Origin of the sequence: Streptomyces lavendofoliae, assembly GCF_014649735.1 — a bacterium.
In the GTDB taxonomy this organism is placed as follows: domain Bacteria; phylum Actinomycetota; class Actinomycetes; order Streptomycetales; family Streptomycetaceae; genus Streptomyces; species Streptomyces lavendofoliae.
Map to the genome: position 1 here is coordinate 95,060 of NZ_BMTP01000005.1, position 16,982 is coordinate 112,041.

The following is a 16,982-nucleotide window of genomic DNA, read 5'->3' on the forward strand; positions in this document are numbered from 1 at the left end:
GCGTAGTGACTGAGACCAGTTCGGTGGAGGCGGCCGAGGCGCTGTCCGCCGCCGCGGCCGGCAATTGGCGCCGCGCCGGGTTCGCCGGTGCCGCCATAGGGGTGGTCGCGGCGGGCGCGGCGGCCGGTGTCGCCATCGAGCGGCTCACCGTCGGGCGCGGCATGCGCCGCAAGGCGCGCCTCGCGCTGGACGCCGCCGGCCCGTACGGCGCGCTGCGCGGCACCCCCGGCCGGACCGCGGCCGACGACGGCACCGCGCTGTACTACGAGGTCGACGAGGTGGAGGCGGACAGCGCCGCCCCGCCGCGGCGCCGCCGGCTCTTCGGGCGCCGGGCGCCCCGCCCCGTCACCGTGGTCTTCAGCCACGGCTACTGCCTCAACCAGGACTCCTGGCACTTCCAGCGCGCCGCGCTGCGCGGCCTGGTCCGCACGGTCCACTGGGACCAGCGCAGCCACGGCCGCTCCGGACGGGGCGCGGCCCAGCAGGGCCCGGACCGGGTGCCGGTCACCATCGACCAGCTGGGCCGGGACCTGAAGGCGGTCGTGGACGCCGCCGCGCCGGAAGGACCGCTGGTGCTGGTGGGGCACTCGATGGGCGGCATGACGGTGATGGCGCTGGCCGAGCAGTACCCGGAGCTGATCCGTGAGCGGGTCGTCGGCGTGGCCTTCGTCGGGACGTCGTGCGGCAACCTCGGCGAGGTCAACTACGGGCTGCCCGTCGCGGGCGTCAACGCCGTGCGCCGGGTGCTGCCGAGCGTGCTGCGGGCGCTGGGCTCGCAGGCGGAGCTGGTGGAGCGCGGGCGGCAGGCCACCGCCGACCTGTTCGCCGGGCTCATCAAGCGGTACTCGTTCTCGTCGCGGGACGTCGACCCGGCGGTCGCCCGGTTCGCGGAGAGGATGATCGAGGGCACCCCCATCGACGTGGTCGCCGAGTTCTACCCGGCGTTCAACGAGCACGACAAGGCCGAGGCGCTGAGCGTCTTCGCCGAGGTGCCGGCGCTGGCGCTGGCCGGGGACCGGGACCTGGTGACGCCCAGCTCGCACACCGAGGCCATCGCCGGCCTGCTCCCGGACGCCGAGCTGGTCCTCGTGCCCGACGGTGGTCACCTGGTGATGCTGGAGCACCCGGAGACGGTCACCGACCGGCTCGCGGACCTGCTGGTACGGGTCGGAGCCGTGCCGGCACCGACTAACGTTGGCACGTATGGAAGCACCGCACAGCCCGGCCCCTGAGGGGGCCACGGCCACCGCCCGACTCACCCTCCACGCCCCCGAGCAGACGCAGGACCTGGGCCGTACGCTCGCCAAGCTGCTGCGCCCCGGGGACCTCGTCATGCTGACCGGCGAGCTCGGCGCGGGGAAGACGACCCTGACGCGCGGACTGGGCGAGGGCCTGGGCGTACGCGGCGCGGTGACGTCCCCGACGTTCGTCATCGCCCGCGTCCACCCGTCCCTGGTGGGCGGCCCCGCGCTCGTCCACGTCGACGCCTACCGCCTGGGCGGCGGGCTCGACGAGATGGAGGACCTCGACCTGGACGTCTCGCTGTCCGACTCGGTGGTGGTCGTGGAGTGGGGCGAGGGCAAGGTGGAGGACCTCAGCGAGGACCGGCTGCACGTCGTGATCGACCGGGTCGTCGGCTCCACGGACGACGAGCGGCGCGTCGTGACGCTCACCGGGTACGGGGCGCGCTGGGCAGGCGCGGACCTGGCGCTGGGGTAGCGGGACGGGAGCCGGGGGCCGTACTTTCCGACAAGACGTCGGCATGATGTTGCGCCGTACCTCCCGAGCGTGGTCACATGGGTACCAGGACCTGGTTAGGTCTACCTAACCGTGCCCGCCCCGCAGCCCGAGGAGGCGACCATGCCGACGTCCGAGCAGAAGGTGTCGATGCGCGATCTGCTGGCGTCGTGCGCGGCGGCGAGCGCCGTCTCCACGCCGCCCAGCGCGACGGACGCCGAGACCGACGCCGACGCCGACACCGGCCACGTGCCCGGTTCCCCTCTCCGCGACGCCCGGTCCGACGCCCCGCGGCCCGCGCCGGAACGCCGCAGGGCCGCGTAGAGCCGTCCCGCGGTGCCCCGGCCCGGTCGTCCGGTGCGTCGAGGGCCGGCCCGTCCGCCCGTGAGGCCGCGCCGGGGTTCGGTGGTGCCGTCCCGCGTGGGCTTTGCCGTACGGCGGGGGGCGCTCGGGATCGGGCGCGCAACGTGTGTGCGCCGTGCGCGCCGTGCGAAGGGGCTGGCGGGCGCCGTGCCGCTCCCGCGTCGCGGCCCGGCGGTGGCCCGGCGCGGTGAGGTGCGACCGGGCGCCGGGAGTCGTCGCCGACAGCCGGTCAGGGGACGACGACGACCTTCGAGTTGACCGTCGCGAACGTCCACATGGCGTTGCCGTCCGCCCGCTTCATCCGGATGCCACCCGTCCGGCGCGCCGGGTCCGGGGTGGCCATCGTGCCGTCGACGGCCGCGCTGAAGCCGATCGTCACGCCGTCGACGGTCGCGAACCGCACCACGTGCTCGATCCGGACGCCGTCGGAGCCGGGCACGCTGCCCGACCGGGACGTCACCGCGTACGTCCCCGGAGCCGGGTCCACCGTGCTCGGCATCACCGCGAACGTCCGCGCCACCGCGTCCTTCTCGCCCACCAGCCACACCCGCTTCGCGCTCAGCGAGTACACCACCCGCACGCCCGAGCCCGACTGCTTCGGCAGCGCCAGGGCGGGGTCGGCCGGCTGCTTCGCGCCACCGCCCGGCGCGGGCGCCGACGGCGAGGCGACCGGGGCGGGCGACCCGGCCGACAGGTCGGCGGGCACGGTGGCCGACGCCTGGTAGGCGAGGAAGGCGACCGCGGCCAGAGCCGCCGCGGTGAGCCCGGCCACGAATCCCGAGCTGCTCCTTGCCACGTTGCTGCCCACCTCTCCCACGTACGTTTGCGGTGTGACCGTAGCAGGATCACGCCCGCGACCCGGGGCTCCGTGCCCGCCGCCACGGAGCCGTAGGCTGTTTGCGTGCTCTTGCTCGCCATGGATACCGCCACACCGGCCGTCACGGCCGCCCTCCACGACGGCGACCGTGTCGTCGCCACGTCCACGCAGGTCGACGCGCGCCGGCACGGGGAACTGCTGCTGCCCGCCGTCCACCGGGTCCTCCGGGACGCCGGTCTGAGGCTCGACGCCGTGACCGGCATCGTCGTCGGCGTCGGCCCCGGTCCGTACACCGGGCTGCGCGTCGGCCTCGTGACCGCCGCGACCTTCGCCTCGGCGCTCGGCGGCGTGCCCGTCCACGGACTGTGCACGCTGGACGGGCTCGCGTACGCCTCCGGACTCCAGGAGCCGTTCGTCGTCGCGACCGACGCCCGCCGCAAGGAGGTGTACTGGGCCCGCTACGACGACTGCCGTACGCGCGTGACGGAGCCCGCGGTCGACCGGCCGGCCGACATCGCCGAGCGGGTCGCCGGCCTTCCGGCGGTCGGGGCGGGCGCGCGACTGTACGGCGAGGTGTTCCCCGACGCCCGGGACCCGGAGCACCAGTCGGCGGCCGCCCTCGCGGCGCTGGCGGCCGAGCGGCTGGCGGCGGGCGAGCCGTTCCTGGAGCCGCGCCCGCTGTACCTGCGGCGCCCCGACGCCCAGGTGCCGAAGAACTACAAGGTGGTCACACCCAAGTGACCTCCCGCCCGTCGCCCGACCACCGCCCCTCGACGGCGCCGCTGCGCGGCGGCTCCCCCCGATTGCGGGAGATGCGCTGGTGGGACATCGCGCCGGTGCTGGAGCTGGAGCGGGAGCTGTTCCCCGACGACGCCTGGTCGGAGGGCATGTTCTGGTCCGAGCTCGCCCACGCGCGCGGCCCGCACGCCACCCGGCGCTACGTCGTGGCCGAGACCGGCGGCCGGCTGGTGGGGTACGCCGGGCTCGCCGCGGCCGGCGGACTCGGCGACGTACAGACGATCGCCGTCGCCCGCGACCAGTGGGGCACCGGCCTCGGCGCCCGCCTGCTGACGGACCTCCTCCAGCACGCCACCGCCTTCGAGTGCGACGAGGTCCTGCTGGAGGTGCGCGTGGACAACACCCGTGCGCAGAGGCTCTACGAGCGCTTCGGCTTCGAACCGATCGGCTTCCGCCGCGGCTACTACCAGCCCGGCAACATCGACGCGCTCGTCATGCGCCTGCGCGTCCAGGACGCCCCAGGCGCCTCCGGCGCGTCGGACGTACCCGGCGCACCAGACGTACCCGACGCACCAGACGTACAAGGAACTGAGAGTCATGGCTGACGAACCCCTCGTCCTCGGCATCGAGACCTCCTGCGACGAGACCGGCGTCGGCATCGTCCGCGGTACGACCCTGCTCGCGGACGCCGTCGCGTCGAGCGTGGACACGCACGCCCGGTTCGGCGGCGTCGTCCCCGAGATCGCCTCCCGCGCGCACCTGGAGGCGATGGTCCCCACCATCGAGCGCGCCCTGGAGCAGGCCGGGGTGTCCGCCCGCGACCTGGACGGCATCGCCGTCACCGCCGGACCGGGCCTCGCGGGCGCGCTCCTGGTGGGCGTGTCGGCGGCGAAGGCGTACGCGTTCGCGCTCGACAAGCCGCTGTACGGGGTGAACCACCTGGCCTCGCACATCTGCGTCGACCAGCTGGAGCACGGACCGCTGCCCGAGCCGACGATGGCGCTGCTGGTGTCCGGCGGCCACTCGTCCCTGCTGCTGGCCCCGGACATCACCTCCGACGTCCGGCCCATGGGCGCGACGATCGACGACGCGGCGGGCGAGGCGTTCGACAAGATCGCCCGTGTGCTGGACCTGGGCTTCCCCGGCGGCCCGGTCATCGACCGGCTGGCCAGGGAGGGCGACCCGGCCGCCATCGCGTTCCCGCGCGGGCTGAGCGGGCCGCGGGACCCCGCGTACGACTTCTCCTTCTCCGGCCTGAAGACGGCCGTGGCCCGCTGGATCGAGGCCAAGCGGGCGGCGGGCGAGGAGGTGCCGGTGCGGGACGTGGCGGCGTCCTTCCAGGAGGCGGTCGTCGACGTGCTGACCCGCAAGGCGGTGCGGGCCTGCAAGGACCAGGGCGTCGACCACCTGATGATCGGCGGCGGGGTGGCCGCCAACTCGCGGCTGCGGGCCCTGGCCGAGGAGCGGTGCGAGCGCGCCGGCATCCGGCTGCGCGTCCCCCGGCCGGGTCTGTGCACCGACAACGGCGCGATGGTCGCGGCCCTCGGCGCGGAGATGGTGGCCCGCAACCGGCCGGCCTCCGACCTGGAGCTGTCGGCGGACTCGTCCCTGCCGGTCACCGACCCGCACGTGCCCGGGAACCACGACCACGATCACGACCACGTCCACGAGATCAGCAAGGACAACCTCTACTCATGACCGTGGTGACCCTGATGTGGGAGGCCCGCGCGGCGGAGGGCCGCGGCGCGGAGCTCCTGGAGTGGGCCCGCACCCGGCCGCTGCCGGCCGAGCCGGTCCGGCGCGAGACGTTCACGGCGCCCGGTGACCGGGTGCTGGTCCTCACCTGGTGGGACGCCCCCTACGAGGCCGGCCTCCCCGAGCTCCCGGAGCCGGCCCCGGAGCTGGTCACCCGCCCGGTGCACCGCTGGCGCTTCGAGTCCCACGGGACGTGACGCAACCCCGCCGCCGGATCCATCGTCAAGCAGTACGCAGTGATCACGCGTACGAACACGGGGTTCCAGAGTGGGGAAGAACATCACGGGCGCGGCGGCCCTGGTCGCCACCGCCCTGCTCATGGCGGGTTGTACGGCGCCGGGCGCCCCCGCGCCCCGGCCCGCGCCGACGACCGTCGCCGCCGTGCCCCCCAAAGCGCCGGACAAGGCGCCCGGCACCTCCGCGGCGTACGCGAAGTGGGGCCTGAAGCCCTTCGCCGCGCCGCCCGCGCCGCCCGCCGTCAAGCCCGTCCGCAAGGGCGGCGGGGTGCCGGTCGTCAGCGAGATACCCACCAGGGACAAGGTCGTCTTCCTCACCTTCGACGACGGGGCCGAGAAGGACCCGGAGTTCGTCGCGATGATGCGGGACCTGAAGGTGCCCTTCACGATGTTCCTCACCGACTCCGCCATCAGCCAGGACTACGGCTACTTCGAGCCGCTGGCCGCACTCGGGGCCGGTGTCGCCAACCACACCCTGACCCATCCCGACCTGCGCACCCTGGGCCCCGCCGCCCAGAAGCGGGAGATATGCGGCCAGCAGGAGAAGCTGGAGCGGACCTACGGCACCGCTCCCCGGCTCTTCCGGCCGCCCTACGGCAACTGGAACGAGGACACCCGGACCGCCGCCGGGCAGTGCGGCGTCGAGGCGATCGTGCTCTGGCGGGAGTCGATGCAGATCACCGACATGCGGTACCAGCGCGCCGACGGGAAGCTGCGCCCGGGTGACATCGTCCTGGCCCACTTCCGGGGGCCGGGGGACCTCAAGGGCACGACGATGACCGAGATGACGGCCGCCATGCTGCGCCGCATACAGGAGCAGGGCTTCACGGTCGCGCGCCTGGAGGACTACGTCTGAGACGACGCCGGAAAAAAACCCGGAAGTTTTCCGTGCCGGGTGTCGATCCGGCCGCCGCCCGTTCGACGTAAGGGTGAGAGGCGGGGAACGGCCCCGCCGCACCACACCGAGGAGACGGTCATGCCGCGCTTCCTGACGATGATCCGCGTCGACGAGAAGAACGCCCCCGCCGAGGGCCCGAGCCCCGAACTCCAGGAGCGGATGGGCAAGCTCCTGGAGGAGATCACCAAGGCCGGGGTCATGCTGGAGACGGCCGGGCTCACGCCCAGCTCCGAGGGAACCCGCGTCACCTGGTCGGGCGGACGGCTGTCGGTCACCGACGGGCCCTTCACCGAGTCCAAGGAGGTCATCGGCGGGTACTCGATCACCCAGTGCAAGGACAAGGCGGAGGCCGTCGAGTGGACCCGGCGGTTCCTCCAGACCCACGAGGAGCACTGGAACATCACCGCCGAGGTGCGGGAGATCGCCGAAGGCTGACGGCATCCGCGCGGCACGGCCGCCGGCGCACCGGCCGGTACACGGCGCCGGCCGGTACGGCCCCGGGCCGGCACGGTGCCGGCCGCCGGGCCCTGGCGGCCGGTACGGCACCATGGGGAGGCGTGAGCGCACCCCACGCCGTGGAGACGGTGTTCAGGATCGAGTCGGCGCGGATCATCGCGGCCGTCGCCCGGATCGTCCGCGACGTGGGCATCGCGGAGGAACTGGCGCAGGACGCCCTGGTCGCCGCCCTGGAGCAGTGGCCGGAGAAGGGCGTCCCGGACAGGCCGGGGGCCTGGCTGATGGCCACGGCCAGGAACCGCGCCGTCGACCTCGTACGCCGCCGGGAGACGTACGCGCGCAAGCTCGCCGAGGTCGGGCGGGACCTGGAGACCGCGTACGAACCGGAGACGGCCGAACCGGACGACATCGACGACGACCTGCTGCGGCTGGTCTTCACCGCCTGCCACCCGGTGCTCTCCGCGGACGCGCGCGTGGCGCTCACGCTGCGGCTGCTCGGCGGTCTGACCACGGAGGAGATCGCCCGTGCCTTCCTGGTGCCCGAGGCGACGGTCGCGCAGCGGATCGTCCGGGCGAAACGGTCCCTCGCCCGGGCGGGCGTGCCCTTCGAGGTGCCCCGCGGCCCCGAACGGGCCGCCCGCCTGGCTTCGGTGCTGGAGGTCATCTACCTGATCTTCAACGAGGGGTACGCGGCGACCGCCGGCGACCACTGGCTGCGCCCGGGCCTGTGCGAGGACGCGCTGCGGCTGGCGCGCGTGCTGGCCGGGCTGATGCCCGACGAGCCGGAGGCGCACGGCCTGGCGGCACTCCTCGAACTCCAGGCGTCGCGTACGGCGGCACGCACCGGACCGGACGGGGAGCCGGTGCTGCTGGCCGACCAGAACCGCACGCGCTGGGACCGGCTGCTGATCCGGCGGGGCTTCGCGGCGCTGGAGAGGGCGGGGACGGGCCCGTACGCCCTCCAGGCGGCGATCGCGGCCTGCCACGCGCGGGCCGCGCGGTACGAGGACACCGACTGGGCGACCATCGCGGCCCTGTACGGGCGGCTCGCGGCCGTCGCCCCCTCGCCGGTCGTCGAGCTCAACCGCGCGGTGGCCGTCTCGATGGCCGACGGCCCGGCGGCGGGGCTGGCCATCGTGGACGGCCTGGCCGGTGAACCGGCTCTGCAGGACTACCACCTGCTGCCCAGCGTGCGGGGCGATCTGCTGGTCCGGCTGGGGCGCGCCGACGAGGCCCGCGCCGCCTTCGAGCGGGCGGCGTCCCTGGCGCGCAACGCACGGGAGAGGGACCTGCTGCTGTCCCGGGCGCGCCCGGACGCGTCCGCCGGTCGGGCCGCCCCGCCCTGACCGACCCGACCGGGCGCCCGCGCCCGGACGCCCGGCCCCTGGGGCGCGCCCTTCGCCCCGGCGCCCTACGCCGCCGGCCGGCCGACGAGCATCGTCGGCGCGCCCGCCACGCGGGTCAGGAACACCGTGGCCGCGTGCGGCCCCTTCGGCTTGAGCTTGCGGCGCAGCTCCTCCGGCTCGACCGCCGAGCCGCGCTTCTTCACCGTCAGGGTCCCCACCTCGCGCTCGCGCAGCAGGGCCTTCAGCTTCTTGAGGTTGAAGGGCAGCTCGTCGGTGATCTCGTACGCGGTGGCGTACGGGGTGGGGCGCAGCTCGTCCGCCGTGACGTACGCGATCGTCCCGTCGACCAGGCCGCCCGCGAGGTCCTCGGCGACCTCGGCGACCAGGTGCGCCCGGATCACGGCGCCGTCCGGCTCGTACAGGTAGCGGCCGACGGGGCGGACCGGCGGGTCGGGCAGCCCGCGGCCGGTGAGGCTGTGGCCGCCGGGCAGGAGGGTCGCGGTGACCGTGCCGGGGCGGGTGCCGAACCACAGCACGGCCTCCTTCACGTCGCCGCCGTCCGAGACCCACTCCGCGGCGGCCTGAGGCGGGACGGTCTCGTGCGGGATGCCGGGGGCGATCTTCAGCGCGGCGTACGGTGCCCTGCGGGCCGCGTCGACGGCCCAGGACAGGGGAGGGGAGTAGGCCTCCGGGTCGAAGATCCGGCCGCCGCCCCGGCCGCCGCGCCGCGCCGGGTCGACGAAGACCGCGTCGTACGCCGAGGTGTCGGTCTCCGTGACGTCCGCGCAGCGCACCTCGATCAGGTCGGCCAGGCCCAGCGCGGCGGCGTTGGCGCGGGCGGCCGCGGCGGTCAGCGGGTCGCGGTCGACGGCCAGGACGCGGATGCCGGCGCGGGCCAGGGCGATGGCGTCGCCGCCGATGCCGCCGCACAGGTCCGCGACGCTGCGCACGCCGAGGCGCGCGAAGGCGGCGGCGCGGTGCTCGGCGACCGCCCTGCGGGTGGACTGCTCGACGCCGCCGGGCGTGAAGTACATGCGGTGCGCGTCGTGCTCGCCGAACTTCGCGACCGCCCGCTGCCGCAGTCGTGCCTGCGCGATCGCCGCCGTGACCAGGTCGGCGGGGTGGTCGCGGCGCAGCCGGGAGGCGACCGCCAGCTCCTGGGCGGCGGTGTGGTCGCGCAGGGCGGTGAGCAGGGTCTGGCCCTCGTCGGTGAGGAGCGCGGAGAAGGCGGCGAGATCGGTCACCCGGTCCATTGTGGGCCAGGCGGGGGATGGTGCGCGCCGGGCGGCGGTGTCGCCCGGTGGCCGGGGCGGCGCGCTGACAGGATGCGGCGCCATGCAGCTAGTACGACAAAAAGGTCAGAAGGTAAGCAAGAGGGCGCGCGTTCTGCTCGCCGCGCTGCTGCTCGCGGCGCTGGGATCCGCCTGCGCGGCGGAGACCGGCGCCGGAGGGGCGGGCGCGGGACAGGGAGGTCCGGGGGCGCGCGGCGGCAAGGCCGCGCCCGCCGCCGGGCAGCAGCCCGAGCAGCCCCCGGACGCGGCCGCGGCCCTCACCGCGTACGTGGAGAAGGTCAGGCGGGCGCAGGCCGCCCGTGCCGTCGCCGCCCGGAAATGGGGCCTGCGGGCCACCCCCCTGGCCGCGCCCCCGCCCCCGGCGGCGGCCGACCGCCCGCACATCACCTTCCGCGAGGGCTTCGGCGTCGGCGACCCGACGCTGCCGCCCGTCTTCACCACCGTCCCGACCAAGGAGCGGGTCGTCTTCCTGACGATCGACGACGGCGCCGAGAAGGACCCGCGGCTGCTGGAGATGATGGACGACCTGGACATCCCGTACAGCGCCTTCCTCAGCGACTACCTGGTCAAGGAGGACTACCGCTACTTCGCGCGGATGCGGGACCGGGGCGTCGCCCTGCACAACCACACCCTGAACCACCGCTACATGCCCGCCCTCTCGTACGAGGAGCAGGAGCGTGAGATCTGCGGCCAGCAGGACGTCATCGAGAAGCGGTACGGCAAGCGTCCCACCCTCTTCCGTCCGCCCTACGGCAACTACAACGCCGATACCCTCCGCGCCGCCCGGTCGTGCGGCGTCAGGGCCGTGCCCCTGTGGGCGGCCGAGGCATTCCCCGACCACATGGAATGGCGGGAATGGGACCGGGACCTGCACCCCGGCGACATCATCCTCACGCACTTCCGCGGCAGGGAGGACTGGAACGGCACCATGCCGGACATGATCAGGCAGGTGATGGACGTCGTCACGGCCAAGGGCTACGCGGTGGCCAAGCTGGAGGACTACGTCTGAGCCCACGTCCGCACCACGTCCGCACCACGTCCGCACCGCCGTCCGAAGCTCCGTACCCCCGGTCCGTACCCCCCGGCGGCGCCCCCGCCGGCCGCCGCCGGACGGGCCGGCGCACGCCACGACCGGGCGGTGAATTGGCACTCCGCTTGACCGAGTGCTAATCGCGGTCATAGTCTCGGGTCTGGCACTCCCCACTGGAGAGTGCCAACACAGCGACGGGCAGGTCCGGCACCCGCGACGACGGATCCACCTGGTCGCCACCTCAGACAGTTAACCCCGTGAGATCTCCGAAGGGGGAGGTCGGATCGTGACGACCACCAGCTCCAAGGTTGCCATCAAGCCGCTCGAGGACCGCATTGTGGTCCAGCCGCTCGACGCCGAGCAGACCACCGCCTCTGGCCTGGTCATCCCGGACACCGCCAAGGAGAAGCCCCAGGAGGGCGTCGTCCTGGCCGTTGGCCCGGGCCGCTTCGAGAACGGCGAGCGCCTGCCGCTCGACGTCAAGACCGGCGACATCGTGCTGTACAGCAAGTACGGCGGCACCGAGGTGAAGTACAGCGGCGAGGAGTACCTCGTCCTCTCGGCTCGCGACGTGCTCGCGATCGTCGAGAAGTAAGTCACCCGAGCAAGATTGCTTTAGAGCTGCGCCCCTGGCCCCCGCTGATTCACATTGCCGGGCGGCGAGGGGCGCGGTTCGTCAACCAGAGTTTTCGAGAGGGCTGAATCGCTCCCATGGCGAAGATCCTGAAGTTCGACGAGGACGCCCGTCGCGCCCTTGAGCGCGGCGTCAACAAGCTTGCCGACACCGTCAAGGTGACGATCGGCCCCAAGGGCCGCAACGTCGTCATCGACAAGAAGTTCGGCGCGCCGACCATCACCAACGACGGTGTCACGATCGCCCGCGAGGTCGAGATCGAGGACCCGTACGAGAACCTCGGCGCCCAGCTGGTGAAGGAGGTGGCGACCAAGACCAACGACATCGCGGGTGACGGCACCACCACCGCCACCGTCCTGGCCCAGGCCCTGGTCCGCGAGGGCCTGCGCAACGTCGCCGCGGGCGCCTCCCCGGCCGCCCTGAAGAAGGGCATCGACGCCGCGGTCAAGGCCGTCTCGGACGAGCTGCTCGCCTCGGCGCGCCCGATCGACGACAAGGCCGACATCGCCGCCGTGGCCGCGCTCTCCGCGCAGGACCAGCAGGTCGGCGAGCTCATCGCCGAGGCGATGGACAAGGTCGGCAAGGACGGTGTCATCACCGTCGAGGAGTCCAACACCTTCGGCCTGGAGCTCGACTTCACCGAGGGCATGGCCTTCGACAAGGGCTACCTGTCCCCGTACATGGTCACCGACCAGGAGCGTATGGAGGCCGTCCTCGACGACCCGTACATCCTGATCCACCAGGGCAAGATCTCCGCGATCACCGACCTGCTCCCGCTGCTGGAGAAGGTCATCCAGGCCGGCTCCTCCAAGCCGCTCCTGATCATCGCCGAGGACGTCGAGGGCGAGGCCCTGTCGACCCTGGTCGTCAACAAGATCCGCGGCACGTTCAACGCCGTCGCGGTCAAGGCCCCCGGCTTCGGCGACCGCCGCAAGGCGATGCTCGGCGACATGGCCGCCCTCACCGGCGCCACCGTCATCGCCGAGGAGGTCGGCCTCAAGCTCGACCAGGCCGGTCTGGACGTGCTGGGCACCGCCCGCCGCGTCACCGTCACCAAGGACGACACCACGATCGTCGACGGCGGCGGCAACAGCGACGACGTGCTCGGCCGGGTCAACCAGATCAAGGCCGAGATCGAGACCACGGACTCCGACTGGGACCGCGAGAAGCTCCAGGAGCGCCTCGCGAAGCTCGCCGGCGGCGTGTGCGTGATCAAGGTCGGCGCCGCCACCGAGGTGGAGCTGAAGGAGAAGAAGCACCGTCTGGAGGACGCCATCTCCGCGACCCGCGCCGCGGTCGAGGAGGGCATCGTCTCCGGTGGTGGATCCGCGCTGGTCCACGCCGTCAAGGTGCTGGACGGCAACCTCGGCAAGGAGGGCGACGAGGCCACCGGTGTCGCGGTCGTCCGCCGCGCCGCCGTCGAGCCGCTGCGCTGGATCGCCGAGAATGCGGGCCTCGAGGGCTACGTCATCACCTCGAAGGTCTCCGAGCTCGACAAGGGCCAGGGCTTCAACGCCGCCACCGGCGAGTACGGCGACCTGATCAAGGCCGGCGTCATCGACCCGGTCAAGGTCACCCGCTCGGCCCTGGAGAACGCCGCCTCCATCGCCTCCCTGCTGCTCACGACCGAGACCCTGGTCGTCGAGAAGAAGGAAGAGGAGCCGGCGGACGCGGGCCACGGCCACGGTCACGGCCACTCCCACTGACGCCACCTGAGCGTTTCGAGGCCCGGTGCCCCCGTCGCGGGGGCACCGGGCCTCGGTGTTTCCGTCCGCGCCGTGGCGCCGGGCGGTTCGGTGCCGGGCGGTTCGGTGCTACGCCGAGCGGTTCAGCTCCGTGGGGCGCACCGGGTCGGCGAACGGCGCTCCCTTCACGTACCGCTCCACCTCGTCCAGGGCCTGGTCGGCCATGCGGTGCAGCTCGTTGCCGAGGGAGCCCGCGATGTGCGGGGTGAGCAGCACGTTGGGGAGGGTGTAGAGCGGGGAGTCGGGGGGCGGGAGTTCGGGGTCGGTCACGTCGAGGACCGCGTTCAGGCGGCCCGTGGTGAGGTGCGGCAGCAGGGCGGCCTCGTCGACCAGGGAGCCGCGCGAGGTGTTGATGAGCGTGCCGCCGTCCGGCATGAGCGCCAGCTGCGGGGCGCCGATCATATGGCGCGTGGACGGCAGTTGCGGAGCGTGCACGGAGACGATGTCCGCGCGGGCGCACAGCTCGTCCAGCGCGGCCGGGACGGCGCCGAGCGCCGAGGCGTCGGCGGGGGTGACGTACGGGTCGTACAGCAGCACCGTGACGTCGAAGGGGCGCAGCAGCTCGATCACGCGGCGGCCGATGCGGGACGCGCCCACGATGCCGACCGTGCGGCGGTGGTTGCCGCTGTCGGCGAGTTCCCGCAGCCAGTCGTGCTCGGCGCGCAGCTCGGCGTACCGCCGCGCGGCGTGCAGGACGCGCTTGCCGGCCAGCAGGATCGCGGCCAGCGTGTACTCGGCCACGGGCAGGGCGTTGGCCGCCGCGGCAGAGGCCACCGCGATGCCGCGCTCCCAGCAGGCGTCGGTGACGTGGTGCTTGACGGACCCGGCGGCGTGGACGACGGCACGCAGGCGTGGGGCCCGGTCCAGCACCGGCGCGGTGAGCGGTGTGGCCCCCCAGCAGGTGAACAGCACCTCGGCCCGGGCCAGCGCGGACGCCACCAGGGGTGTGGGCGCGGCCAGGTCGTGCGCCACCAGGTGCGGATCGGTGCGGGTGAGGTCGGTGAGGCGGGCGCGGTGGGCGTCGGTGAGCAGCCGCCCGGCGATGCCGGGGCCCATGGCGAGCAGCAGGGCGGGGCGCTGGGCGGGCCGGTTGTCAGTGGCGTGGTGCATGGCGGGTGGTGAGCTCCTCAACGGACGGCCTCGCTCTGACGCTGCCGGCGGTCAGGCCGGCCTTCCAGTGGCGCTGGAGCGAGACGAAGGCGACGACCAGGGGGGACGACGGCGAGCGGGGAGCCGGTGACGACGAGGGGGTGGAAGCCGGGCTCGGCGTGGGCGTTGCCGTTCCATGCGTACAGGCCGAGGCTCAGGGGGAAGGGCCGCTGGTCCGGGAGCATCACCAGGGGGAGGGAGAAGTTGTTCCGGATGGCGGTGAACTGGAAGAGGAAGGCGGGCACGAAGCCCGGCATGATCATGCGCAGCCCCATCGACCGGAAGGGTGCGGGGTGCGGCTGACGGCGGGGCTCCTGAACGAACGAGCACGGCCGGCACCGGAAGCCCGGCGATCCAGTCGCCGTACCGGTCCCGGTCGCCCGGGGCCCGCCAGCCCGGCGCCACCAGCAGCCCCTGCGCGCCCGCCGCGAGCAGGCCCTCGGCGCGCGCCCGGTCGCCCTCCGGCCGGTAGTCGGAGATGCGCAGGACCAGCCCGCGCCCCCGCCCGGGCCGCCGCCTCGCGCGCCCCGCGGATGACCTCCGCGAAGTAGTACGCCGCCGAGGGCGCGAGGAGGCCCAGCACCGGACCGCTGCCCGGCGCCTCGGCCGCCGCCCCGCCGGCCGGGCTCCGCTCGCCACCGCCCTGCCCGGCGGGCCACGAGACCTGGCCGTGCACCCGGTCGAGCAGGCCGCGGGCCGCCAGGGCCTCGACGTCCCGGCGCGCGGTCACGGGGGAGACCCCCAGCTGCGCGGCGAGGTCCGAGACGCGCGCCGTACCCCGCTCGCGCACCAGGGACAGCAGGCGGTCATGGCGTTCAACAGCACTCTCGCGCACGGCGGAGGTCCCCCTCGAGGTGTGGTGGCTCGGTCGAGCGGTGCCGTCGTCAGACGATAGGCCGCGACGGACGCACGAGTGATCGAACGACGATCGCTTCGATCAACGCTCCGGCGAGCATGGACGTTCGATCACCCGGGGTCCATGATTCCGGCACGCCGCGGCACTCGCCGCACGGGCCCGGTGGGTCTACCGCGGCCCGTACGCCCGGCCCGCGCGGGAGCTCAAGCCCCCGAGCAGGCCGCGCGGCGCCAGCTTCACCACGCCCATCAGGGCCTTGTAGCGCGGGTCCGGGACCGACAGCGTCCTGCCCCGCGCCAGGTCCGCGAGGGCCGTGGTCACCAGCTTGTCGGCGTCCAGCCACATCCAGCCGGGAATGTTGTCCGTGCCCATGCCGGCCCGCTCGTGGAACTCCGTCCGCACGAAGCCCGGGCACAGCGCCATCAGCCGCACCCCGCTGCCCGCCAGGTCGCGCGCCACGCCCTGGGTGAACTGCACGACCCACGCCTTCGACGCCCCGTACGTACCGCGCGGCACGAAGGCGGCGACCGACGCGACGTTCACCACGCCACCCCGGCCGCGGTCCCGCATGGACGCCGTCGCGGCCGCCGTCAGCCGCAGCACCGCCTCGCAGTGGACCTTCAGCATCCGCAGCTCGTCGGCCATGGACACCTCCAGGAACCGGCCCTTGTTGCCGAACCCGGCGTTGTTGATCAGCAGGTCCACCGGCCGCTTGCGGTCCGACAGACGCGCCTCCACGGCCGCGATGCCGTCCTCCTCGGCCAGGTCGGCCACCAGGACCTCGGCCTCGATCCCGTGCCGGTCGTGCAGCTCGGTCGCCTGTTCCCGGAGCCGCTTGCCGTCCCGGGCCACCAGCACCACGTCTCGGCCGTCCGCCGCCAGCCGCCGCGCGAAGGCGGCCCCGATTCCCGCCGTCGCGCCCGTAATCAGTGCAGTCGTCATGAGCGGCACGTTAGTGCCCCGCCCGGACAACGGGACGCGCGGTCCCAAGGGGCTGCCCGCACACCGCCGTACATGTACCGGAGTATCGGGATCCGCCACCCGCCACCCGCCACCCGTCGGCCCCTCACCGGCTCCCAGGTCCGGACCTTCCGCCGGGAGGGGCGCCCGGTTCGGAGCGCCCGGTCCGCGACCATCGTTTCGCGCGCGGGAGTGCCGTGACCCCCGCTTCGCGCGGCCAGTGCCGTGAGAAGTGCCCTGAGGGCGCCGGGAGAAGTGCCGACAGGAGTGGGAAGTGCCGTCAGGAAGGCCGACCCGCCGCGTACTTCAGCGCCGCCTCGCGCAGCTCCGGGTCCAGCGCGTCGCCCGCCGCCAGCGTGCGCGGCAGCAGTTCACGCCGGCCCATGTACGCCCGGAAGACCAACTCGACCGTCACGTCGTGGTCCGGACGGTGCACCACCTCTATCGCGTCGCCCGCGCTGATCTCCCCGGGCTCGAGGACCCGGAGGTACGGCCCCGGCGCGGCCCGCTCGGTGAACCGCTTCACCCAGCCCCGCTCGCCCAGCCAGTCGGCGAACGTACGGCACGGAACGCGCCCGGACGCCACCTCCAGCACCACCGACCCCCCGATCCGCCACCGCTCCCCGATGAGGGCGGCGTTGACGTCCAGCCCCGTGGTGGTGAGGTTCTCCCCGAAGGCTCCGTTGGCCAGTGGCCGCCCCAGCTCGGCCTCCCAGTGGTCCAGGTCCTCGCGGGCGTACGCGTACACCGCCTGGTGCGTCCCGCCGTGGTGGCGCAGGTCGCACACCGTGTCCCCGGCCAGGCCGCTCGCGCCCTCGCCCTTGCGGCCGGGGTCGGCGACCCGCACCGGACCGCCGGCCGGCCGCTTGTCGATGCCCGTCGTGCCGCTCGGCGCGTCGGTGTACTCCACGGCCTTCGGCCGCCCCAGATTGACGGTGAGAACTCGCATGGCGACACGCTAGACCCCCGC

19 protein-coding genes and 1 pseudogene are annotated in these 16,982 nt (G+C 73.9%); 13 read left to right on the forward strand and 7 right to left on the reverse strand.

Going from position 1 to position 16,982, the window contains the following annotated elements; translation table 11 throughout:
* The first annotated feature begins 5 nt into the window (after window positions 1-5).
* From IE109_RS11330 to IE109_RS11340, 3 genes are all read left to right on the forward strand, one after another.
* Entirely contained in the window at window positions 6-1,232 is a 1,227-nt protein-coding gene (locus IE109_RS11330; protein WP_189550668.1) for an alpha/beta fold hydrolase, read from the forward strand.
* Window positions 1,204-1,719 (forward strand): tRNA (adenosine(37)-N6)-threonylcarbamoyltransferase complex ATPase subunit type 1 TsaE, encoded by a 516-nt coding sequence (tsaE, locus tag IE109_RS11335; protein ID WP_189550669.1) that lies wholly within the window; start codon window positions 1,204-1,206, stop codon window positions 1,717-1,719. Before IE109_RS11330 ends, tsaE begins: the two co-directional genes overlap by 29 nt.
* A 141-nt stretch (window positions 1,720-1,860) precedes the next feature.
* Window positions 1,861-2,061, forward strand: coding sequence for a hypothetical protein (locus IE109_RS11340; protein ID WP_189550966.1), 201 nt, complete (start codon window positions 1,861-1,863; stop codon window positions 2,059-2,061).
* Window positions 2,062-2,329: 268 nt separating this feature from the next.
* On the opposite strand, the gene IE109_RS11345 is transcribed toward IE109_RS11340, so the two are convergent.
* Window positions 2,330-2,896 (reverse strand): hypothetical protein, encoded by a 567-nt coding sequence (locus IE109_RS11345; RefSeq protein WP_189550670.1) that lies wholly within the window; start codon window positions 2,894-2,896, stop codon window positions 2,330-2,332.
* Between the two features lie 105 nt (window positions 2,897-3,001).
* Here IE109_RS11345 and tsaB point away from each other — a divergent pair, with 105 nt between their 5' ends.
* From tsaB to IE109_RS11380, 7 genes are all read left to right on the forward strand, one after another.
* Window positions 3,002-3,658 carry a tRNA (adenosine(37)-N6)-threonylcarbamoyltransferase complex dimerization subunit type 1 TsaB gene (tsaB, locus tag IE109_RS11350; RefSeq protein ID WP_189550671.1) on the forward strand — a complete coding sequence of 219 codons (657 nt, stop codon included), beginning with the start codon at window positions 3,002-3,004 and terminating at the stop codon, window positions 3,656-3,658.
* 71 nt (window positions 3,659-3,729) lie between these two features.
* Complete coding sequence (rimI, locus tag IE109_RS11355) at window positions 3,730-4,260, forward strand: ribosomal protein S18-alanine N-acetyltransferase (RefSeq protein ID WP_189550945.1); 531 nt, start codon at window positions 3,730-3,732, stop codon at window positions 4,258-4,260.
* The gene (tsaD, locus tag IE109_RS11360) at window positions 4,253-5,353 is read left to right on the forward strand and encodes a tRNA (adenosine(37)-N6)-threonylcarbamoyltransferase complex transferase subunit TsaD (protein WP_189550672.1); all 1,101 of its coding nucleotides are present in this window, start codon (window positions 4,253-4,255) and stop codon (window positions 5,351-5,353) included. Before rimI ends, tsaD begins: the two co-directional genes overlap by 8 nt.
* Complete coding sequence (locus IE109_RS11365; protein WP_189550673.1) at window positions 5,350-5,607, forward strand: hypothetical protein; 258 nt, start codon at window positions 5,350-5,352, stop codon at window positions 5,605-5,607. Before tsaD ends, IE109_RS11365 begins: the two co-directional genes overlap by 4 nt.
* A 70-nt stretch (window positions 5,608-5,677) precedes the next feature.
* Window positions 5,678-6,502, forward strand: a complete 825-nt coding sequence (locus IE109_RS11370) for a polysaccharide deacetylase family protein (protein WP_373297684.1) — start codon at window positions 5,678-5,680, stop codon at window positions 6,500-6,502.
* Between the two features lie 120 nt (window positions 6,503-6,622).
* Window positions 6,623-6,979, forward strand: coding sequence for a YciI family protein (locus IE109_RS11375; RefSeq protein ID WP_189550674.1), 357 nt, complete (start codon window positions 6,623-6,625; stop codon window positions 6,977-6,979).
* Window positions 6,980-7,101: 122 nt separating this feature from the next.
* Window positions 7,102-8,346, forward strand: a complete 1,245-nt coding sequence (locus tag IE109_RS11380) for an RNA polymerase sigma factor (RefSeq protein WP_189550675.1) — start codon at window positions 7,102-7,104, stop codon at window positions 8,344-8,346.
* 65 nt (window positions 8,347-8,411) lie between these two features.
* Here the strand turns inward: IE109_RS11380 and IE109_RS11385 are convergent, their stop codons facing one another.
* Entirely contained in the window at window positions 8,412-9,599 is a 1,188-nt protein-coding gene (locus IE109_RS11385; protein WP_229890927.1) for a class I SAM-dependent methyltransferase, read from the reverse strand.
* An 82-nt stretch (window positions 9,600-9,681) separates the two neighbouring features.
* On the opposite strand from IE109_RS11385, the gene IE109_RS11390 reads away from it, so the two are divergent.
* The 3 genes from IE109_RS11390 to groL all read left to right on the forward strand — a co-directional run bounded on the left by IE109_RS11390 (window position 9,682) and on the right by groL (window position 13,008).
* The gene (locus IE109_RS11390) at window positions 9,682-10,647 is read left to right on the forward strand and encodes a polysaccharide deacetylase family protein (RefSeq protein WP_189550677.1); all 966 of its coding nucleotides are present in this window, start codon (window positions 9,682-9,684) and stop codon (window positions 10,645-10,647) included.
* A gap of 307 nt (window positions 10,648-10,954) precedes the next feature.
* The gene (gene groES, locus IE109_RS11395) at window positions 10,955-11,263 is read left to right on the forward strand and encodes a co-chaperone GroES (protein ID WP_010471835.1); all 309 of its coding nucleotides are present in this window, start codon (window positions 10,955-10,957) and stop codon (window positions 11,261-11,263) included.
* 116 nt (window positions 11,264-11,379) lie between these two features.
* Window positions 11,380-13,008, forward strand: coding sequence for a chaperonin GroEL (gene groL, locus IE109_RS11400; RefSeq protein WP_189550678.1), 1,629 nt, complete (start codon window positions 11,380-11,382; stop codon window positions 13,006-13,008).
* A gap of 108 nt (window positions 13,009-13,116) precedes the next feature.
* On the opposite strand, the gene IE109_RS11405 is transcribed toward groL, so the two are convergent.
* From IE109_RS11405 to IE109_RS11425, 5 genes and pseudogenes are all read right to left on the reverse strand, one after another.
* Window positions 13,117-14,157, reverse strand: a complete 1,041-nt coding sequence (locus IE109_RS11405) for a hydroxyacid dehydrogenase (protein WP_189550679.1) — start codon at window positions 14,155-14,157, stop codon at window positions 13,117-13,119.
* Window positions 14,141-14,480, reverse strand: a pseudogene (locus IE109_RS11410) (hypothetical protein); the annotation flags it as partial. The pseudogene IE109_RS11410 and the gene IE109_RS11405, both read right to left, overlap by 17 nt.
* Window positions 14,456-15,031 (reverse strand): DeoR family transcriptional regulator, encoded by a 576-nt coding sequence (locus tag IE109_RS11415; protein ID WP_373297685.1) that lies wholly within the window; start codon window positions 15,029-15,031, stop codon window positions 14,456-14,458. The pseudogene IE109_RS11410 and the gene IE109_RS11415, both read right to left, overlap by 25 nt.
* Window positions 15,032-15,220: 189 nt before the next feature.
* The gene (locus IE109_RS11420; RefSeq protein ID WP_189550680.1) at window positions 15,221-15,994 is read right to left on the reverse strand and encodes an SDR family NAD(P)-dependent oxidoreductase; all 774 of its coding nucleotides are present in this window, start codon (window positions 15,992-15,994) and stop codon (window positions 15,221-15,223) included.
* Between the two features lie 298 nt (window positions 15,995-16,292).
* Complete coding sequence (locus tag IE109_RS11425; RefSeq protein ID WP_189550681.1) at window positions 16,293-16,961, reverse strand: MOSC domain-containing protein; 669 nt, start codon at window positions 16,959-16,961, stop codon at window positions 16,293-16,295.
* Window positions 16,962-16,982: the final 21 nt, after the last annotated feature.

What these genes read in the sequence shown, in the direction of transcription:
- IE109_RS11385 (WP_229890927.1), bottom strand. Translation starts at nt 9,599, where the DNA reads ATGGACCGGGTGACCGATCTCGCCGCCTTCTCCGCGCTCCTCACCGAC.
- IE109_RS11425 (WP_189550681.1), bottom strand. Translation starts at nt 16,961, where the DNA reads ATGCGAGTTCTCACCGTCAATCTGGGGCGGCCGAAGGCCGTGGAGTAC.
- IE109_RS11405 (WP_189550679.1), bottom strand. Translation starts at nt 14,157, where the DNA reads ATGCACCACGCCACTGACAACCGGCCCGCCCAGCGCCCCGCCCTGCTG.
- tsaD (WP_189550672.1), top strand. Translation starts at nt 4,253, where the DNA reads ATGGCTGACGAACCCCTCGTCCTCGGCATCGAGACCTCCTGCGACGAG.
- IE109_RS11365 (WP_189550673.1), top strand. Translation starts at nt 5,350, where the DNA reads ATGACCGTGGTGACCCTGATGTGGGAGGCCCGCGCGGCGGAGGGCCGC.
- IE109_RS11390 (WP_189550677.1), top strand. Translation starts at nt 9,682, where the DNA reads ATGCAGCTAGTACGACAAAAAGGTCAGAAGGTAAGCAAGAGGGCGCGC.
- IE109_RS11375 (WP_189550674.1), top strand. Translation starts at nt 6,623, where the DNA reads ATGCCGCGCTTCCTGACGATGATCCGCGTCGACGAGAAGAACGCCCCC.
- tsaE (WP_189550669.1), top strand. Translation starts at nt 1,204, where the DNA reads ATGGAAGCACCGCACAGCCCGGCCCCTGAGGGGGCCACGGCCACCGCC.
- IE109_RS11340 (WP_189550966.1), top strand. Translation starts at nt 1,861, where the DNA reads ATGCCGACGTCCGAGCAGAAGGTGTCGATGCGCGATCTGCTGGCGTCG.
- IE109_RS11420 (WP_189550680.1), bottom strand. Translation starts at nt 15,994, where the DNA reads ATGACGACTGCACTGATTACGGGCGCGACGGCGGGAATCGGGGCCGCC.
- groL (WP_189550678.1), top strand. Translation starts at nt 11,380, where the DNA reads ATGGCGAAGATCCTGAAGTTCGACGAGGACGCCCGTCGCGCCCTTGAG.
- rimI (WP_189550945.1), top strand. Translation starts at nt 3,730, where the DNA reads ATGCGCTGGTGGGACATCGCGCCGGTGCTGGAGCTGGAGCGGGAGCTG.